General features: G+C 61.4%; 15 protein-coding genes, 1 other RNA gene and 3 pseudogenes. 13 read left to right on the forward strand and 6 right to left on the reverse strand.

Going from position 1 to position 18,206, the window contains the following annotated elements; translation table 11 throughout:
* Nucleotides 1–115: 115 nt before the first annotated feature.
* Complete coding sequence (locus tag ACMV18_RS06585) at nucleotides 116–940, reverse strand: Wzz/FepE/Etk N-terminal domain-containing protein (RefSeq protein WP_420817187.1); 825 nt, start codon at nucleotides 938–940, stop codon at nucleotides 116–118.
* An 8-nt stretch (nucleotides 941–948) separates the two neighbouring features.
* On the reverse strand, nucleotides 949–3,069 hold the full coding sequence (locus ACMV18_RS06590; protein WP_420817188.1) for an SLBB domain-containing protein: 2,121 nt from the start codon (nucleotides 3,067–3,069) through the stop codon (nucleotides 949–951).
* 95 nt (nucleotides 3,070–3,164) lie between these two features.
* On the opposite strand from ACMV18_RS06590, the pseudogene ACMV18_RS06595 reads away from it, so the two are divergent.
* From ACMV18_RS06595 to ACMV18_RS06605, 3 genes and pseudogenes are all read left to right on the forward strand, one after another.
* Nucleotides 3,165–4,034: pseudogene (locus ACMV18_RS06595) on the forward strand (YjbH domain-containing protein); the annotation flags it as partial.
* 94 nt (nucleotides 4,035–4,128) lie between these two features.
* Nucleotides 4,129–4,293, forward strand: a complete 165-nt coding sequence (locus ACMV18_RS06600; protein WP_420817189.1) for a rubredoxin — start codon at nucleotides 4,129–4,131, stop codon at nucleotides 4,291–4,293.
* A gap of 5 nt (nucleotides 4,294–4,298) precedes the next feature.
* Nucleotides 4,299–5,474, forward strand: coding sequence for an NAD(P)/FAD-dependent oxidoreductase (locus ACMV18_RS06605; protein ID WP_420817190.1), 1,176 nt, complete (start codon nucleotides 4,299–4,301; stop codon nucleotides 5,472–5,474).
* 25 nt (nucleotides 5,475–5,499) lie between these two features.
* Here ACMV18_RS06605 and ACMV18_RS06610 read toward each other — a convergent pair whose 3' ends face one another.
* Nucleotides 5,500–5,838, reverse strand: a complete 339-nt coding sequence (locus ACMV18_RS06610; protein ID WP_420817191.1) for a DciA family protein — start codon at nucleotides 5,836–5,838, stop codon at nucleotides 5,500–5,502.
* Between the two features lie 54 nt (nucleotides 5,839–5,892).
* Here ACMV18_RS06610 and ACMV18_RS06615 point away from each other — a divergent pair, with 54 nt between their 5' ends.
* From ACMV18_RS06615 to bla, 9 genes and pseudogenes are all read left to right on the forward strand, one after another.
* Nucleotides 5,893–6,201, forward strand: a complete 309-nt coding sequence (locus tag ACMV18_RS06615; RefSeq protein ID WP_420817192.1) for a hypothetical protein — start codon at nucleotides 5,893–5,895, stop codon at nucleotides 6,199–6,201.
* A 75-nt stretch (nucleotides 6,202–6,276) separates the two neighbouring features.
* Nucleotides 6,277–7,626: a hypothetical protein gene (locus ACMV18_RS06620; protein ID WP_420817193.1), complete on the forward strand. Its 1,350-nt coding sequence runs from the start codon at nucleotides 6,277–6,279 to the stop codon at nucleotides 7,624–7,626.
* 11 nt (nucleotides 7,627–7,637) lie between these two features.
* Nucleotides 7,638–8,561, forward strand: coding sequence for a metal ABC transporter substrate-binding protein (locus ACMV18_RS06625; RefSeq protein WP_420817194.1), 924 nt, complete (start codon nucleotides 7,638–7,640; stop codon nucleotides 8,559–8,561).
* An 11-nt stretch (nucleotides 8,562–8,572) separates the two neighbouring features.
* Nucleotides 8,573–9,337 carry a metal ABC transporter permease gene (locus ACMV18_RS06630; protein ID WP_420817195.1) on the forward strand — a complete coding sequence of 255 codons (765 nt, stop codon included), beginning with the start codon at nucleotides 8,573–8,575 and terminating at the stop codon, nucleotides 9,335–9,337.
* A 173-nt stretch (nucleotides 9,338–9,510) separates the two neighbouring features.
* Complete coding sequence (secA, locus tag ACMV18_RS06635) at nucleotides 9,511–12,255, forward strand: preprotein translocase subunit SecA (RefSeq protein ID WP_420817196.1); 2,745 nt, start codon at nucleotides 9,511–9,513, stop codon at nucleotides 12,253–12,255.
* Nucleotides 12,256–12,276: 21 nt separating this feature from the next.
* Entirely contained in the window at nucleotides 12,277–13,506 is a 1,230-nt protein-coding gene (argJ, locus tag ACMV18_RS06640; protein ID WP_420817197.1) for a bifunctional glutamate N-acetyltransferase/amino-acid acetyltransferase ArgJ, read from the forward strand.
* A 160-nt stretch (nucleotides 13,507–13,666) separates the two neighbouring features.
* Nucleotides 13,667–14,929, forward strand: coding sequence for an HD-GYP domain-containing protein (locus ACMV18_RS06645; RefSeq protein ID WP_420817198.1), 1,263 nt, complete (start codon nucleotides 13,667–13,669; stop codon nucleotides 14,927–14,929).
* 78 nt (nucleotides 14,930–15,007) lie between these two features.
* Nucleotides 15,008–15,379, forward strand: a transfer-messenger RNA (tmRNA) gene (gene ssrA / locus ACMV18_RS06650).
* 377 nt (nucleotides 15,380–15,756) lie between these two features.
* A pseudogene (bla, locus tag ACMV18_RS06655) lies at nucleotides 15,757–16,566 on the forward strand (class A beta-lactamase); the annotation flags it as partial.
* Between the two features lie 45 nt (nucleotides 16,567–16,611).
* Here the strand turns inward: bla and ACMV18_RS06660 are convergent.
* From ACMV18_RS06660 to ACMV18_RS06670, 3 genes and pseudogenes are all read right to left on the reverse strand, one after another.
* Nucleotides 16,612–17,091, reverse strand: a complete 480-nt coding sequence (locus ACMV18_RS06660) for a hypothetical protein (RefSeq protein WP_420817199.1) — start codon at nucleotides 17,089–17,091, stop codon at nucleotides 16,612–16,614.
* On the reverse strand, nucleotides 17,088–17,459 hold the full coding sequence (locus ACMV18_RS06665; protein WP_127774817.1) for a site-specific recombinase resolvase: 372 nt from the start codon (nucleotides 17,457–17,459) through the stop codon (nucleotides 17,088–17,090). Before ACMV18_RS06665 ends, ACMV18_RS06660 begins: the two co-directional genes overlap by 4 nt.
* Nucleotides 17,459–17,641: pseudogene (locus ACMV18_RS06670) on the reverse strand (recombinase family protein); the annotation flags it as partial. The gene ACMV18_RS06665 and the pseudogene ACMV18_RS06670, both read right to left, overlap by 1 nt.
* Here ACMV18_RS06670 and ACMV18_RS06675 point away from each other — a divergent pair.
* On the forward strand, nucleotides 17,573–17,935 hold the full coding sequence (locus tag ACMV18_RS06675) for a hypothetical protein (RefSeq protein WP_420817200.1): 363 nt from the start codon (nucleotides 17,573–17,575) through the stop codon (nucleotides 17,933–17,935). The pseudogene ACMV18_RS06670 and the gene ACMV18_RS06675 sit on opposite strands and share 69 nt — an antisense overlap.
* Nucleotides 17,936–18,206: the final 271 nt, after the last annotated feature.

Below are 18,206 nucleotides of genomic sequence, written 5' to 3' on the forward strand. Positions count from 1 at the left end.
TGCGCCGCTTGCGTACACCAACAACGCCGGTCTTGGCGTCAGACTCTTGTTTTGCGATCGCGTCCAACATCTTCTCCATAGTGGACGCGATCTTCACGCCGCCATACAGCCTTGGCTAGAGGGTGGTCGTCGGACGCTTACCCAGTTGCGCCTGCAACGCAGCCAGCTCCGACTGCGCCAACTTGAACTCTGGTGCCTGCTCGGTGACATACGTACGCAAGGACTGCAATTTCACCTGTGCAGCGGTCACTGCGGCCTTCAAGCTGGCATAGGCCTCAGCGGCCATTCTGGGCTCCGCACGAAGTGCGCCTTCATTGATGCCGCTGCCCTGCAGGGCTGCTTGCGCCACGGCCAGCTTGGCCTTTGTTTGCTCCAATTGCTTTTCGTAAAAAACGCGCCGCTGCTGAGCCTCGGTGATCGCCAAACGGTCCAACAAGTGGCTCAATTCTTCAATATGTGCGTTTGCCAAACGAGCAGCAAATGCTGGGTCACGGTCGTCCACCTCAATCTTGATGAGGCCATCTTTGCCCGCACTGACGCGGGCAGCAGACTCTAGCGCCCGCAATGCGTCTTCGTGCAAATCGGCTTCGTACCGCTTTTGAAGCTCAAAGCGTTTGACGAGTGCATCCTGAACACTTCGACTTTTGACGAATGCCACATATTGATCCGCCGGATTTTTCAACCCGGTCGCAGCGCCCGCCAAGCCCCCCAAGGCACCCAAGCCTTGCAGCATGGCAGCGGCCGCACTTTGCTGCTGCTGGGGCTGCAAAAAAGTCGTTGTTGCCGTAAAAGTCGGTGGGATCAAGAAACTGCCGCCCAGAGCCAGGACACCCGCTGCCAGTGGCGTCAAGGTCAGCAACTTGATGTTTTGCTTGATGGTGATGGCAATGTCCAACAGACTGATCTCGTCGTCCATGGCCTCGTCGCGTGTATCGCTCATTTGCAGCCTTAATTGCGAATGGTCTTGATCGCCGCGGCACCCAGGCCGAATTGATAGAAGATGGCCGTCCAGTCCTTTGCACCTTGAATGAACTGGGTGTATGCCGACCTGCGATCAAACTTTTCAGGGACAAACACCGCATCGCCTGGCTGCAACTCCTTGCCCATGAAACCACCACCACCAAACCAGCTGCGATGCGCCGCGTTACCTTCTACGGAGCCATCCGCACGAATGATCAGCGCGGCCTCGACGTCTGCCTCACGTAACAAACCTGCGCGGTTTAAGTAATCTTCCACCGTCCCTTCTGGACGATAGATGAACGCGTTTTCCGCCAACACGGCGCCAAACACACTCACGAAACCTGGCTTAGACGGAATGGTGACGCTGTCCCCGTCTTCCAATGGCAAGTCCGGGTACTCCGGGCGTTCGGGTTTGAGCTCCAAAGCAATGCGCCCCGATGCTTTCAGGCTTTGCATCCGCGCCAGCAGTTGCCGTTGCGCCGCCATCTGAGCTTGCACTGCTGCAGCCGAATCTTGATTCGTCGCGTTCTGTACTGTCGTCAAGGCTTGCCCAGCAATGTCTGCCTCTAGTCGTCGAATGGCACGGTCGAGGTTGGCCTGCTGCTGAGAGCGCGTCTTCTCGCGTGTCAACTCCGTCGCGTAAGGGTAGGCCTGCTCGGTCATGCCACCCGCACGCTCCACCACCTGGCGCAAGGTTTCGCCAGGTTGAATTTGATAGAACCCTGGCACCCGGACTTCGCCACTGATACGCACAAACTGCGTGCGCTTGGCGACCGGCACTGGCAGATCCTTGACGCCAAATACCGTGATCACATCGCCCGGCTGCAGTTCCATGTTCTGCGCTGGGTCCCGCTCACGAATGGCCTTGCTCAGATTGAAGGGTATCAACTGTGTGCGAAGGTCATTGGGATCCACGCGCTCAATCGCTGCATAGTCCCAGTTGATTTCCTCAAGCAGGTTCTTGACCTCACTGAGCTGCCGCTCCGCTGAGACTCGTTCGCGCCCCGCCTTTTCATCCTTCTCAAACTGGACAAGGATGTTTTTGCGGGTGTAGTAGTCCGGCTGAATGAGGGCCTCACGCTCGGGGATCAGATCGGCCACGCGCATGCCGGGGCGATAGCTGTAACGCAATGGCGTTGCCACGTTGCCGCGCAATGTCACCGCGTTAGAGAAGGCCGGGCTGATTTTGAACAACGTGACGACGTCGCCATCTTGGACAGTGCTCTTCAAACCTGCGGCGTCCAATGCGCGCTCGATCACGACACGCGGCGCCTTCACGACGCTCGGCTCAATCCGCTCAATCAAGATCTTGTGTGGCGTGGTCAACGACAACGCCCCACCACCGTAGCTCAAAACGTGAGCGACAGGCTCTTCGGCACGGCTCAGTTCATAAATTGCAGGCGCCCCCAGCGCACCGATCATGGCCACCCGTGGACCTGCAGGCGGAATCACGATCACATCACCGGGGTGAAGGAACACATCGGCTGATTTGTCGCCTTCCGCCAGAAACTTGTACAGGTCGATGGTTGAGACAACTCTGCCATCTCGCTTGAGCTGAATCTTGCGCATGCTGCCACTGGCGGCTGGGCCGCCGCTCTCAAACAACACGCTGATCAAGCTGGAAAGACTCGACACCGTGTAAGCCCCGGGCTTGCGAGCCTGCCCGACAACAAACACTTGCATGGAGCGCAAGCGCCCCATCGTGGCATTCAATTGAAAGTTTTTCAGGTACTGCCCGACCTGACTTTTCAGTGCGGACTCAAGCTGAGACGACTTGAGCCCGGCCACCGTGACGACCCCCACACGCGGGATCGCGACCTGACCATTGCGATCGACGGTCAAGCGGGCGTCGGCATCGACCATGCCCCACATCTTCAGCACAATTTCGTCACCGGGACCAACGACGTAATCGGCTGGAACCGGCACGTTTTGCAGGGTCGGAAACGTTCGCCCCGCAAACAAGTTGTAGCCGAAGAGTGGCAAGGACCGGCCCGTTGTGTCTCGCACAAACCGCTGAAACTCGGTCGCGTTGGCATCGACCTCTGGTACGACTTCCGGTGGCGAGGCTGGAGCGGCTTCTCGCGCGACTGTGTCAGCGGCAGATGGCATGACCACTGGACTCATCGATGACCCTGTCGCACCCGCTTCGAACTGCTTAACCGGCGAACTCAGCATGGTGCTCAAGGACAACGCAGGTGTTTGTGCGTGTGCGGTACACGATTGCTCCGTCTTACACACAGATCTTGGGTGGCCCTGATGCATTCTTGCTTTACCAGCTTGGCGTCAGTGCAACAGCGGAGTACCGTTTCAGCGCCAGCACTTGGCTGAGCGGCACGCTGAATCTGCGCGTGGCCGATAACTACGACAACTTCAAGTACACAGCGCCGAGCGACTTGCCTCGCGTACGCACGTACCAGCGCGAGTTCACTACCGCATCACGCTTGACGCTACCCAATTTGCAGCTGACGCATGTGGAGAAGCTGGGAGCCGATCATTTTGTGAGCCTGTATGGCGGCGCCTTGGAATGGATGTATGCCGGCGTGGGCGCAGAGTGGCTGTATCGGCCATGGCGCAGCCCATTGGCTGTGGGTGTGGATGTGAACCGTGTGCGCCAACGTGACTTCCACCAGAACCTCCAACTGCGTGACTACGGCGTAACGACAGGACACGCTACGGTTTACTGGGATACGGGTTGGCAGGATGTCAACGTCAAGCTCTCGGCAGGCCAATACCTGGCGGGAGACAAGGGGGCGACGCTGGACTTCAGCAGGCGCTTCAGTAACGGCGTTTCGGTGGGCGCGTATGGCACCAAGACCAATGTGAAGGCCAAGGACTTTGGTGAGGGCAGCTTTGACAAGGGGGTGTATGTGAACATCCCATTTGATGCCATGTTGGCCACGTCCAGCAAAGAGACCGCCAGCCTGCGTTGGACGCCCCTGACACGCGACGGTGGTGCGCGCCTGGATCGTCAGGTTCAGTTGTATGAACTGACCTCCTTGCGAGACCCCAAAGCCATGGTCTTCCGGTCCGTCCAGCCTGTCGAGCCCCGCACAGGTGCTGCGGTGTTTGAATAATTGACGCTCGGACTTCCCTTTTTGACGCCCCGTATCCTGTCCGGACCGGGGCGTTTGTTTGACAATCGCGCCTTTTGCGGCGCTCAGAGAACCTATGAAAACCTATCAGTGCATCGTTTGCGGCTTCATCTACGACGAATCTCAAGGTTGGCCGCAAGATGGCATCCCGGCTGGCACCAAGTGGGAAGACGTGCCGGCTGACTGGGTCTGCCCCGACTGTGGCGTTGGCAAGGCCGACTTCGAAATGGTGGAGATTTGAACGCCATGACCGAAGCTGTCGTCATCATCGGCTCGGGGCTGGGGGGCTACAACGTGGCACGCGAGCTGCGCAAAGCAGACGCCGAAGTGCCCATCGTGCTCATCAGCCGTGACGAGGCGGGCTTTTATTCCAAGCCCATGCTGTCCAACGCCCTGGCGGGCAAGAAGACCGCCGCCTCGCTGGTCATGAAATCAGCCGAGAAGATGGCCGATGAGATCAAGGCCCGGATCGTGGCCCAGGTGTCGGTGGACGCGCTGGACACAGCCGCGCAAACGTTGACCTTGTCGACCGGTGAAGTGCTGCCTTACCGTGACTTGGTGCTGGCTTTGGGGGCCGACCCGATTCGCTTGCCGCTGGCCGGCGATGCCGCTGACACCGCGCTGTCGGTGAACGATCTGGATGACTTTGCGCGTTTTGCGCAGGCGCTGGATGCAGGCCCAGCAGGTACACCGGTCAAGCGCGTGGCCATTTTGGGCGCAGGCCTGATTGGGTGTGAGTTTGCCAACGATTTGTTGGCACGCGAAGTTCAACCCACGGTGATTGACCTGGCCGAGCGCGCGCTGGCACGTCTGCTGCCGCCCGAAGGCAGCGCCCGCTTGCAAGACAAGCTGGTGGCGGGCGGCGTCAGCTTCCGCTTTGGGGTGAGCGTCGCTTCGATTGCACATGGCGCCCAAGGTCTGCGTGTGAGCCTGAGCGATGGCAGCACGGTGGACACCGATCTGGTCTTGTCTGCCATCGGCCTCAAGCCCCGCACGGCACTGGCGGCCGCTGCAGGCATTCAAACTGGACGTGGCGTGACCGTGAACCGGCACTTGGCCACCAGTGCCCCGCACGTTTACGCTCTGGGCGACTGCGCCGAGGTCGATGGCACGCTGCTGCCTTATGTGATGCCGCTGATGCAGCAGGCCCGTGCCTTGGCTGCAACCCTGTCAGGCAAACAGACCGCGGTGAGCTACCCAGCCATGCCCGTGGTGGTGAAGACCCCCGCGTGGCCCACGGTGGTGTGCCCACCGCCTGCGGGGGCCGAAGGCACCTGGACCGTCACCAGCACCGACGAGGCTTTGGAAGCACGCTTTGCACCTGAGGGCCAGTCAGAACCCCTGCTGGGCTTTGCATTGCAAGGCAAGGCCGTCACGCAGCGCCAGGCACTGGCTGCCTTGGTGCCGCCCTTGTTGGCTTGATCCGGAGACGGCCAACGCCTGGCCGTCACTGATTTTGAATGCGCACGCGGATCGTGTTGACCTTGATCCCCTTGCGCACCAAAGCCTCCATCAGCCGAGGCTGCAATTGCCGCAGCTTGGCAGACACGGCCGAATTGGCGGCCAGCAAGGTCCACCCCTCGTCATCCACTGGCCCAGCGCTGACATAGGGTGCCATGGCCGGGGGCAGCACCACGCGGATGGCAGCCAGGCAGTCTTGCGACAAACGCAAGCGCTGCATCAATCCCGACAGTGCATTCGAACGCGTCATGACCTTGGCCACCTGGGGCACATCCGGCACCATGGGCTTGAAGGAAATGCTGGTTGTGATGCGGGGACGGGTCACTGCGTAATTACCGAGAGTTGCAAGGGCATATTGTCACCACAGTAGACTAGCACCATGCAAGGTCGTTCGTGGTTGCAGATGGGCCAGACTTTGGTGCTGGCGTTGGTGCTGTTGCTCATGCAACAGGCCGGGCTGCGCCATGCCTTGCAACACGCAGCCAACGACGATGCGCACGCCGCGCACACGATCTGCTGCGAATGCGTGGCCCACCATGCCGCCGACCACCTGAGCACGCCTCATGTGCCGGTGCTGCGCATGTTGGCGACCACCCATGCCGCGCCAGATGCACCCCGCATGGTGCTGGCCGATGGCGAGGTCCAAACTGCCTATTGGGCCCGCGCCCCACCCCTTCGACAAATCTGATTTCCGTTCGCTTTTCCCGCAACGACCGGCTGGCACCTTGACTGTGTGCCCGGCCGGGGAATGATTTGTCTCATCATGAAAAAACTCTCTGCACTGGCTTTGGCCGTGGGCGTCAGCCTGCCCGCGTGGTCGGCCACCGACCCCACACTGGCGCAACTCCGTCAGCAAATCGACGCGCTGCGCCAAGACTACGAAACCCGCATCAAAGCACTCGAAGACAAGCTGGCACAAGCACAGAGCCAGTCTCAAACGGTGGCTTCTACGCCCGCCCCGTCACCAGAACCCGCACCCGAACCGACAGTCAGCCGCCAAGGCAACAATGCGTTCAACCCGGCCATTGGCCTGGTGCTGAGTGGCACCTATGCCAATTTATCCAAAGACCCCGGCACTTGGACGATCCCGGGCTTTGCCCCCAGCGGCGGTGAAGTGGGCCCTGGAGAGCGAGGTTTCACGCTGGGTGAGTCGGAGCTGACTTTCAGCGCCAACATCGACAACCTGGCATTTGGCGCCTTGACCCTGGCCGTGACCGGCGACAACGAAGTCGAGGTGGAAGAGGCGTACATCCAAAGCACAGCCTTGCCGGCGGGCTTGACGCTCAAAGGTGGCCGGTTTTATGCCGGTCTGGGCTACTTGAACGAACAGCACACCCACACCTGGGACTTTGTCGATGCGCCGCTGACCCATCAGGCCTTTTTGGGCGGGCAGTTCAAGCAAGAAGGTCTGCAAGCCAAGTGGCTGCTGCCGACTGAGCAGTTCATTGAATTGGGCATGGAAGTAGGCCAGGGAGGCAACTTCCCGGGTGCCCATGCCGGGCAAAACGGGTTGGGGGCGCTGCTGGTCAGCGCCCATACCGGTGGTGACGTGGGGCTGAGCAACAGTTGGCGTGCAGGCGCATCGTGGATGCAGACCCGCGCCAAGGACCGCACGTGGGATCTGACGGACACCGGCGAGGCTGCGCGCACCTTCCACGGCAACAGCCGGCTTTGGGTGCTGGACGGTGTGTGGAAATGGGCACCGAACGGCAATGCCCAGTCCACCAACTTCAAGCTGCAAGGCGAGTACTTCCGCCGTGTCGAATCCGGCGATCTGACCGATGTGGCCGACAGCAGCAACGGCGTCTATCAGTCCACTCAGTCGGGCTGGTATGTGCAGGGCGTCTACCAGTTCATGCCGCGCTGGTGTGTCGGGCTGCGTACGGAGCAACTGGACACCGGCTCGGTGAGCTTCGGCGCGCTGGCCGATCGCTTGAGCAGCCTGGACGCGCGCCCACGTCGCAACAGCCTGATGCTGGACTGGTCCCCCAGTGAATTCCATCGCTGGCGCATTCAGGTCAACGACGACCGTGTTCGCCAAGATGGCAAGGACACCCAAGTGTTCCTGCAGTACCAGATGAACCTGGGCGCACACGGTGCGCACGCCTTCTGAGGAGTTTGGCAATGAACCATCGCACTTCAAATGGCACCCTGGGCCGCACGCTCGTGGCCGGCTGCGCCCTGCTGGCTTGTGCCGGCCCCGGTTGGGCTCTGAAGGTTTTTGCGTGCGAGCCCGAATGGGCCGCGCTGACCCGCGAATTGGCTGGCGAACAAGCCACGATCTACACCGCCACCAACGCCTTGCAAGACCCCCACATGGTCCAGGCACGCCCCAGCCTGATGGCCGCGGTGCGCAATGCAGACTTGTTGGTGTGCACCGGCGCCGAGCTGGAGGCCGGGTGGCTGCCCGTGCTGCTGCGGCAGTCCGGCAACCCGAACGTGCAACCGGGCAAGCCGGGCTTCTTTGAGGCGGCGCGCTCGGTGAAGATGCTGGACGTCCCAACGCGCCTGGATCGCGCCGATGGCGATGTGCACGCGGCCGGCAACCCGCACATCCAGACCGACCCGCGCAACATTGCCGCCGTGGCACAAGCGCTGGGCAAACGCCTGGCTGAGGTCGACGCAGCCCAGGCACCGGTCTATCAAAAACGCCTGAGTGACTTCAACGCTCGCTGGACACAAGCCATGCAGCAATGGCACGCAAAGGCGGCTCCGCTGAAGGGCATGCCCATCGTGGTCCAGCACAAAGGCTTCCCTTACCTCGAAAACTGGCTGGGACTGAAAGAAGTCACCGCACTGGAACCCCTACCCGGTGTGGAGCCCAGCAGCGCGCACCTGTCTGGTGTGATCCAGTTGTTGCAGCAGCAACCCGCCAAGGCTGTGATCCGCGCGGCCTACAACGACGGACGCAGCTCGCAATGGCTGGCAGAACGCAGCCACGTCCCGGTGGTGGTCCTGCCCTTCACAGTGGGCGGCAGCGAACGCGCCAAAGACCTGTTTGGCCTGTTTGACGACACCATCGATCAACTGCTGAAGGTCGCGCACTAAGGAGCATCAGGATGACACATACCGTGGACTGGTCCATCGTCGGCCCCGCTCTGATCGCTGGCTTGCTGGTTTTGAGCACCCATGTCCCTTTGGGGCAACGGGTGCTGCAAAAAGGCATTGTGTTCATTGACCTGGCGGTGGCACAGATGGCCGGACTGGGCGTCATCCTGGCAGACGTGCTGGGGTGGGAACCTCAAGGCTGGGCCGTACAGGCTGCCGCCGTGTCAGCCGCGCTGCTAGGGGCGGGCATCCTGACCTGGATGGAACGTCGCTGGCCCGACATTCAGGAAGCCTTGATTGGCGCCCTGTTTGTGGTGGCGTCCAGCGCCGGGATCTTGCTGCTCGCAGGCAACCCACACGGAGGCGAGCACCTGAAGGACTTGCTGGTGGGGCAAATCCTTTGGGTCACGCCCGAGCAACTGCAACCCCAGGCTTTGCTGGCAGCCATCGTGCTGGCCCTGTGGTTTGGTGCGCGGCGCTGGCTGGGCCAAGCCGGGTTCTACATGCTGTTTGCCGTGGCCGTGACGGCATCCGTGCAACTGGTCGGGGTCTACCTGGTGTTCAGCAGCCTGATCATGCCCACCTTGGCCGTGCGTCATGCACCCGCACGGTGGCAATTGCCACTGGCATGGGGCGTCGGGGCACTGAGTTATGCGCTGGGGCTGAGCCTGTCGGCCATGTTGGATTGGCCCTCTGGCGCCGTGGTCGTGGTGGTGATGGGCGGCTTGTGCTGCGCACTGAGCACCTTGATCCCAACCAAACAGCCCTCACATTGAAGCGATAGACCGTCTTGTGCAGGGGAAAGCCCCCTGCCCTGCGGTGTGCACGCGTCGCAGAAGCGACACCCCTGGGTGCTACACTTTTCTGTTCAGGTTGAATGGGGGTTAGTCCCTGACAACCAGGGTCAGCCAAGGGGCTGACACAAACGACCGATTGGATTGATTGCTCCATGTTGCCCAAGCTTCTTACTTCGATTTTTGGTAGCCGTAACGAACGCCTGCTGAAGGAATACCGTCGGACGGTGGCCAAGATCAACGCGCTGGAGCCCACTTTCGAGTCCCTGAGCGACGACCAACTGCGCGCCAAGACCGAAGAATTCAAACAGCGCGTCGCCAAGGGCGAATCGCTCGACAGCCTGTTGCCAGAAGCATTTGCCGTGGTGCGCGAAGGGTCGAAGCGCGTCTTCAAGATGCGCCACTTCGACGTGCAGATGCTGGGCGGCATGTCCCTGCACAACGGCAAGATCGCCGAAATGCGTACCGGCGAAGGCAAGACCCTGACCGCCACCCTGCCGGTGTACCTCAATGCACTGACTGGCAAGGGCGTGCACCTGGTGACGGTGAACGACTACCTCGCTCGCCGTGATGCGGAGTGGATGGGCAAGCTCTACAACTTCCTGGGTCTGAGCGTGGGCATCAACCTGCCCCAGATGCCCCGTGAACAGAAGCAAGCCGCTTACGCCGCCGACATCACCTACGGCACGAACAACGAATACGGCTTCGACTACCTGCGTGACAACATGGTCTACGAAGTCGAAGACCGCGTGCAGCGTGGCCTGAACTACGCCATCGTGGACGAAGTGGACTCGATCCTGATCGACGAAGCCCGTACACCGCTGATCATCTCGGGCCAGGCCGAAGACCACACGGAGATGTACATCCGCATCAACACCGTGGTGCCACACCTGAAGAAGCAGATCGGTGAAGAAGACCCCAAGACCGGCGAAGGCATCATCGAACCCGGTGACTTCACGGCTGACGAAAAGTCGCGCCAGGTCTTCCTGACCGAAGCCGGCCACGAAAAGGCCGAGCAACTGTTGACCGCGGCGGGCCTGCTGCCAGAAGGCGCCTCGCTGTACGACGCGGGCAACATCTCGCTGATGCACCACCTGTACGCTGCCCTGCGCGCGCACCACCTGTTCAACAAGGACCAGCACTATGTGGTTCAGAACGGTGAAGTGGTCATCGTGGACGAGTTCACGGGCCGCCTGATGTCGGGTCGCCGCTGGTCGGACGGCCTGCACCAGGCTGTGGAAGCCAAGGAAGGCGTGCACATCCAGGCTGAGAACCAGACCCTGGCCTCGATCACCTTCCAGAACTACTTCCGCATGTACAACAAGCTGTCCGGCATGACCGGTACGGCTGACACGGAAGCCTACGAATTCCAGGAAATCTATGGCCTGGAAACCGTGGTGATCCCCCCCAACCGCATCCTGGCTCGCAAGGACCAACTGGATCTGGTCTACAAGACCTCGAAGGAAAAGTTTGCCGCCATCGTGGCCGACATCCGCGAGTGCCACGAGCGCGGTCAACCCACACTGGTGGGCACCACCTCGATTGAAAACTCCGAGCTGATCGCCCAGATGCTGACCCGCGAGGGCCTGCCGCATCAGGTGCTGAACGCCAAGCAACACGCCCGCGAAGCCGACATCGTGGCGCAGGCTGGCCGCCCCGGCATGATCACCATTGCGACCAACATGGCCGGCCGTGGTACCGACATCGTGCTGGGTGGCAACGTCGAGAAAGACATTGCGCTGATCGAAGCCGACGAGTCGCTGGACGAAGCCGCCAAGGCCGCCAAGATCGACGCGCTGCGCAAAGAGCAGGCCGAGCTGAACGCCAAGGTGAAGGAGCTGGGTGGCCTGCGCATCATCGCCACCGAGCGTCACGAATCCCGCCGCATCGACAACCAGTTGCGCGGTCGTGCGGGTCGTCAAGGTGACCCCGGTTCTTCGCGCTTCTACCTGTCGCTGGATGATCCGCTGATGCGCATCTTCGCGGGCGACCGCGTGCGCGCCATCATGGACCGCCTGAAGATGCCCGAGGGCGAAGCCATCGAGGCCGGCATCGTGACCCGCTCGATCGAATCGGCGCAGCGCAAGGTGGAAGGCCACAACTTCGACATGCGTAAGCAACTGCTGGAGTACGACGACGTGTCGAACGACCAGCGCAAGGTCATCTACCAACAGCGCAACGAGATTCTGGACAGCGCAGATGTGGCCGAGGCCATCGCCAACCTGCGCAAGGGTGCCCTGACCGATGTCGTGCGTACCTTCGTGCCCGCCGAAAGCCTGGAAGAGCAATGGGACCTGCCCACGCTCGAAAAGGTGCTGCGCGACGAATGGCAAGTGAACGTGGACCTGGTGAGCTGGATCAGCACCGCCACCTCGGCAGACGATGAAGACGTGCTGCAACGCGTGCTGCAAGCCGGTGAAGCCGCTTACGCTGCCAAGGTCGAGATCGTGGGCCCCGAGCAGTTCGCCGGCTTTGAGCGCATGGTGCTGCTGCAGCACATCGACAGCCACTGGCGTGAGCACTTGGCTGCGCTGGACTACCTGCGCCAGGGCATCCACCTGCGCGGCTACGCCCAGAAGAATCCCAAGCAAGAGTACAAGCGTGAAGCGTTCGAACTGTTCGGTCAGTTGCTCGACACGGTCAAGATGGACGTCAGCCGTGTGCTGCTGACCGTGCGCATCCAGACCCGTGAAGAGGCCGAGGCCGCCGCCCAAGCCATTGAGCATCAAGGCGAAAGCTTCTCGAACGTCACGTACACCCACCCCAACGAAGACGGTGAAGCCGTGTCGGAAACCGACCCGGCCACCCTGGCCGCCGAAGTGCCCCGCGTGGGCCGCAACGACCCCTGCCCATGCGGCAGCGGTGAGAAGTACAAGAACTGCCACGGCAAGCTGGCCTGACCGTCTTTGGAGTTTGAAACCATGCCCGTCAATCTGACTGCCCCCAACCCCGCCGACCTGCATCCCGTTCCGGGCGTCCAGCTCGGCATCACCATGGCCGGTGTGCGCAAGGCCAATCGCCGCGACCTGACCGTCATCACCCTGGCTGAAGGTTCGGCTGTCGCTGGCGTGTTCACCAAGAACCGCTTTTGCGCCGCCCCCGTGCAGTTGTGCCGCGAGCGCCTGAGCGCTGGCAACGAAATCCGTGCGCTGGTCATCAACACCGGCAACGCCAATGCCGGCACGGGCGAAGATGGTTTGGTGCGCGCCCGCGCCACCACCATTGCCCTGGCCCGCCTGCTGAGCGTGTCGCCCGAACAGATCCTGCCGTTTTCCACCGGTGTGATCATGGAAACGCTGCCGGTTGACCGCATTGAAGCCGGTCTGCCTGGCGCCATTGCCGACCTGAAGGAAGACAACTGGGCCGTGGCCGCCGAAGGCATCATGACCACGGACACCCTGCCTAAGGGCTATTCCAAGCAGATCACGCTGGGTGGTCAGACCGTGACCATCACCGGCATCAGCAAGGGTGCCGGCATGATCAAGCCCAATATGGCGACCATGCTGGGCTATGTGGCCACCGACGCCAACGTGGCCCCCGGCTTGCTGCAAAGCCTGGTGACCGATGCGGCCAATGCCTCGTTCAACCGCATCACCATCGACGGCGACACTTCGACCAACGACTCGTTCGTGCTGATGTCCAGCCGAAAGGCCCAACACGCCGAGATCACCGATCTGGTCAGCGCCGAAGGCCAGGCCCTGCGCGCCGCCATCATCGAAGTCTCGCAAAAGCTGGCGCAAGCCATCGTGCGGGATGGCGAAGGCGCAACCAAGTTCATCTCCATCACCGTGGAAGGTGGCCGCAATGAAGCCGAGTGCGCGCAAGCCGCTTACGCCATTGCCCATTCGCCCTTGGTCAAGACCGCCTTCTTCGCCAGCGACCCCAACCTGGGCCGCATCTTGGCGGCCGTGGGTTACGCCGGCATCGACGATCTGGACCAGAGCCTCATCGACTTGCACCTGGACGACGTGCACGTGGTCACCAAGGGTGGCCGCCGCCCCGAGTACAAGGAAGAAGACGGTCAGCGCGTGATGAAGCAAAGCGAAATCACGATCCGCGTGGGCCTGAACCGTGGCGAGGCCAAGACCACCGTGTGGACATGCGACCTGTCGCACGATTACGTGACGATCAACGCTGATTACCGCAGCTGACGCTTCAGTCCGGCTTTTTGAGCTGGCTCATGAAACATCTGAAACGCCGGGTTTTGCCCGGCGTTTTGCTAGGTGACGGCCCTTGCCCCCGGCGCCATAATGCACTGAGGCGCCTCAGTAGGCAAAGGCTTGCATGATGGGCGCCGCAGAGGAGCACGTCATGAGTCTTCCCGCTGTTCAGGCCGATTTCAAAACGGCCAATCCCCATGCGCTGGCCACCATCCTGGAAGCCAGCGAGACCAAGTCGATCATCGCATCCAGCGACATCTTCGACATCAGTGGCATCAAGCTGTGGGCACGTGATCAGCCTGTTTCGCGCGACCTGCAGCGCAAGCTGATGGACCGGGCACTGAGCAAGCCGCTTGAAACCAGTTTGATGGTGGAAGATGGCGTGACCTCGGCCACCTTGGCCCAAGAGGTGGCCCGCCTGCTGAAGGATGATGGCCCGCTGCGCCCGCTGCTGATGCCTTATGCGGAAGCCCTGATCAAAGGTGCGGCCAGCATCCACCTGCACTCGGTGGTGCAACTGCTGTTGAGCACGGTGCAGACGGCGCGCCCTCAGGCCTTTGCGCATGCGGTCGAGGCCATGGCGGTGGCTGGCGCGCTGGCCAGAGGCCGAGGCGGCGACGACAAGCTGGTGTCGATGGCCATGACGGCCGGTTTGCTTCACGACGTGGGGGAAATGTATGTCGCCCCCGAATACGGTGAAGCCGACGCCATGGCCACGCTGGACATAGAGAGCTACCGACAGTTGGTGGTTCACCCCCACATCGGTCAGTTGCTGCTGACACAGCTCACGGACTATCCGAAGGACATTGCGCGCGCGGTGGGCGAGCACCATGAGCGCCTCGATGGATCTGGCTACCCCCACCGTTTGACGGGTGACAAGATGTCCACGCTGGGACGACTGCTGTCGGTCACCGATGCGGGCTTGGCCGCACTGCGCAGCCCACATGCCAATCTGCATCACGCCAGTGTGGCGCTGCGTGTGGTGCCCGGCGAGTTTGACATCCATCTGTCGGGCCCCTTGGCTGCCGCAGCGCGCTCTGTCAAGCCGATGGAGGCCAAGGGCACCATGTCTGACCTGCAGGTGTCACTGTCGAGGCTGGACGTGATCTTGCAAGAAGCCATGAACCACATCGACGGCACCCTGCCCGCCGAGTCGAGCGAAGGTCTGCAACGTGCGGCTGAACTGAGCCGCTATCTGCTGCACAAGCTGCGTCAGGGCTGGAACGAAAGCGGTCTCTGGAGCTTGGGCACCATCACCCCTGAAGACATGGCGGAAGCCGAAGCGGTTCAAGACGCCTTGCGCCTGCGCTTGCGAGAAATCGAGCGTGCCGCACGTCTGGCGGCGGGCAAGTTGGGCGGCGACGAAGAAGAGGTGCTGAACCAGATGTGCAAGGGCTTGGTCGACGTCTCTTGAAATCTGGCCAGGCAGCACAATATCTTGAACCGAGGTCACACGGCCGGAGCGATCCGGCCTACAATGACCTTTCTTCCTGGGGCCGACCTGGTTTCGACGTGGGTGCGGATTCGGGACAGGGCATGTCGAGCACCAGTCAGCTCGTAAATCCACTGGAAAAAAACTAACTGCAAACGACGAATCGTTCGCACTCGCCGCTTAATACCGGTGAGCCTCTCAACAGTTGGCCTATGGGCTGGGCTTGAGTCGCAAGACAAGGGCTGAGAGGTCATTCACATAGGCTGGGCTTGAACCGGGTCACTCGGTTCAGGTCGAGATTCAAGTGACTGGCTAGCTTGGTAGCGTGTCGCTGCGCGATCAGGCTGGTGAGAATCAAATCAGACGACTACACATGTAGAACTGCTCGATGATGGCTTACGGACGGGGGTTCAATTCCCCCCGGCTCCACCAATACCCAAAATCCCAACCCTCATCGGTTGGGATTTTTTTTGCCCGTTCCCCCAGTGTTGGCGCGGTTTTCGGGCCTGGCCTCGCGAGCGCCACCCCTGCGAAGTCGTCTTTTTTGCCCCCACCGACGCCTCTCTGTTCTCCGTTTTCTCTGGTGGCCACGCGAGCGTTCTCGAGGCCATTTCCTTTGCTGGCGCGGGTTTAGAGGCGGTCGGTTGTGGTTGGCAACTCCTGTAGCGGTGGCGACTCAGGGTGACAATATGCTTTGCTACGCATTATTCTGTCGCGAGAAAAAGCCCTACTAACATTCCCTGATGAACTTTTCCTACCTGCTCCGGACTGTGGCCATCGCCGTCGCCACCTTCACAACCTTTTCGCCATCTGCTAACGCCCTAGAGGTTGGCACTCTGTCAAAAGCTGTTCAGGCTGAAGAAGCGCGGTTGGGCGCGCGTATCGGCATGGCGGTATTCGATGCAAAGGACAGGACCCATTGGGCCCACAGGGGCGATGAGCGGTTTCCTCTGAACAGCACGCATAAGTCGTTTTCGTGTGCCGCGCTTCTGAAGCAAGTTGATCGGCGCGTGCTGGCGCTGGAGAACGTCATTTCCATTGAACGCGCCTCTCTCGTCACCTACTCGCCGGTGATGGAAAAGACGGGTGGACAAGTGACTTTGCGCGAAGCTTGCGCAGCCTCCGTCAGTTGGAGTGACAACACGGCCGCCAACATCGTTACAGATGCGATCGGTGGGCCCCAGGCCTTCACGGTCTTTATGCGCGACATCGGTGACCCGCATACCCGGCTCGACCGCAAAGAACCGGAGATGAATGAAGCCACCCCAAACGACTTGCGCGATACGACCACACCGAACGCCATCGTTGAAAGCCTGCGCCGCATCATTCTTGGCGACGTGCTGCGGGAGGACTCGCGCGCGTTGCTGACAGACTGGATGATTAACGATAAGGTCGCTGACGCGCTGTTACGTGCGACCCTCCCGCGCACTTGGTCTATAGCTGACAAGTCTGGTGCTGGCGGCCATGGCTCACGATCAATCGTCGCTGTCATCTGGCCTAAAGACCGCGACCCCGTCGTTGTAGGCATATACATCACGCAGACATCTGCACCGATGGCAGACAGCAATGCCGCAATCGCGAGGTTGGGCAGTGTGTTAGCGGACGCTCTTGGCCGCTGACTGAGTGCGTCGTCCGCCCCGATGTCCTCTTCGGGTGCCGGTAGTTCAACCCTGGAAAGTACCGGGCAGTACCTGTGTCTGGGCATTCCAACTGCTGGGCCAGGGGCGGCGCATCACCTTCTCCAGCACGGCATCGGGCGAGCCCACCAGCCGTTCCACGACCTCCGGGGCCAGGAGCGTCAGCCGGATGACCCGGCGCACCTGTGTCACGTCCATGCCTTCGGCCTCGGCGATCTCGGCTACTGATGCCGCCCGCTGCTCATCCAGAAGGCGTTGCCAGTGGTGCGCCATTCCGAGCGCCCGCATCAACGCGGTGTCCTGCACGGCCGACCGGGCTTCCCGCTCCCGGGTGGCCTCGGACAGAAATTCCTGCGGCGCGTCCAAGGGCGTGATGACCTGCTTCTTCAGCCCCCGCTTCACCAGCGTCCAGGGCACGAAGGTTTCCAGTTGCACGCCGCCTGCCGGGTTCGGCAGTTGATAGGTGACCGGATCACCCTTGAACCGGCCCCGGTGCTTCTTGCTCATGCGTCCTCCTCAAAGCGCTTCACGATCTGGCGTTGCGCCTCCCAATCCACCGGCAGCGGGTTGCGCTGGAACCAGATCAGGTTCATCCGGCGAGGCTGCCGCCCGGCCATCAGCAGTTCGAGGATGTCAGGCGCGAGCAGGGTCAGGCGCATCAGCTCGTTGGGCACCGAGGGGTGCAGTCCTTCGGCTCGGGCAATGTCTGATCCACTCTTCATCACACCGGTGTCCACGAGGTGCTGCCAGTAGAAACCGCGTGCCACCCCCTCCAGCAGCGTCACATCGTGGACTTGGCGGTCGTCGGCGGCCACCCGCCGCGCGCCCCGGCGACGAAATGTCAGGGGCACGAAGGTTTCCATCGGATCAATCATCAGGCTTCGACCTCCACCAGTTCCGCGCCGATGCCCCTCGGGGCGAACTCACCGATCAGGGCGTCCCAGCCCAGTTCCCGCCACTTCACCTTGATGCCCTGCACCTCGCCGACGTGGACGAGGTCGATGCGCTCGATCATCAGGTTGGCGATGCGGTGACGCTCCACCGGGAACAACTGATCGCCGAGCTGCGCGCCAACGAGTTCATGGGCTCCTTGCTGGTGCCTCGCCAACGCATCATCGCCGCCGTCGAGGAGCTTGCGCCCCAGCATGACATCACCATCCATCGCCATCCTTCAACCGATCCCGACCACCCCGGCACGGCCCTGCGCATCAAGGCGAACGGCGACCTGGGAGTCTTGGAGATGGATCGCTTCGAGAAAGCCTTGGCGACGCGCTTCGGTGTCAATCCACGGTTCATCCAAGTACGTCTGAACCGATATGGCCTGACCACTCAGGAGGCCACGATGCGCTGACCAGGATCTACCGCCTGTGGAGCCGACCTCGCGTCGGCGTTTTTTGAACCATCAGATTAACCTTTCGCGCAATCGCGCACTTTGTCAAAGGAACTTGCCTATGCCAGCTGACCAAGCCTCAACAACAAAGAAAAGCACCAAGTTGGCGACGAGCCAGCCTGCGGCAAAACGTGCGCGTGAGCATCGATCCGATGAGGGCGCAAACATCCTGCCGAACGCAGAGAACTTCGTCAGCCTCGTGCGCAAGGTCGCGCGCCCCGGGCTACTGGTG

Source organism: Aquabacterium sp. (assembly GCF_048860245.1).
Classification (GTDB): domain Bacteria; phylum Pseudomonadota; class Gammaproteobacteria; order Burkholderiales; family Burkholderiaceae_C; genus Aquabacterium.

Coding starts and splice junctions, on each gene's coding strand:
- ACMV18_RS06585 (WP_420817187.1), bottom strand. CDS start 940: ATGAGCGATACACGCGACGAGGCCATGGACGACGAGATCAGTCTGTTG.
- ACMV18_RS06590 (WP_420817188.1), bottom strand. CDS start 3,069: ATGCCATCTGCCGCTGACACAGTCGCGCGAGAAGCCGCTCCAGCCTCG.
- ACMV18_RS06600 (WP_420817189.1), top strand. CDS start 4,129: ATGAAAACCTATCAGTGCATCGTTTGCGGCTTCATCTACGACGAATCT.
- ACMV18_RS06605 (WP_420817190.1), top strand. CDS start 4,299: ATGACCGAAGCTGTCGTCATCATCGGCTCGGGGCTGGGGGGCTACAAC.
- ACMV18_RS06615 (WP_420817192.1), top strand. CDS start 5,893: ATGCAAGGTCGTTCGTGGTTGCAGATGGGCCAGACTTTGGTGCTGGCG.
- ACMV18_RS06620 (WP_420817193.1), top strand. CDS start 6,277: ATGAAAAAACTCTCTGCACTGGCTTTGGCCGTGGGCGTCAGCCTGCCC.
- ACMV18_RS06625 (WP_420817194.1), top strand. CDS start 7,638: ATGAACCATCGCACTTCAAATGGCACCCTGGGCCGCACGCTCGTGGCC.
- ACMV18_RS06630 (WP_420817195.1), top strand. CDS start 8,573: ATGACACATACCGTGGACTGGTCCATCGTCGGCCCCGCTCTGATCGCT.
- secA (WP_420817196.1), top strand. CDS start 9,511: ATGTTGCCCAAGCTTCTTACTTCGATTTTTGGTAGCCGTAACGAACGC.
- argJ (WP_420817197.1), top strand. CDS start 12,277: ATGCCCGTCAATCTGACTGCCCCCAACCCCGCCGACCTGCATCCCGTT.
- ACMV18_RS06645 (WP_420817198.1), top strand. CDS start 13,667: ATGAGTCTTCCCGCTGTTCAGGCCGATTTCAAAACGGCCAATCCCCAT.
- ACMV18_RS06660 (WP_420817199.1), bottom strand. CDS start 17,091: ATGAGCAAGAAGCACCGGGGCCGGTTCAAGGGTGATCCGGTCACCTAT.
- ACMV18_RS06665 (WP_127774817.1), bottom strand. CDS start 17,459: ATGATTGATCCGATGGAAACCTTCGTGCCCCTGACATTTCGTCGCCGG.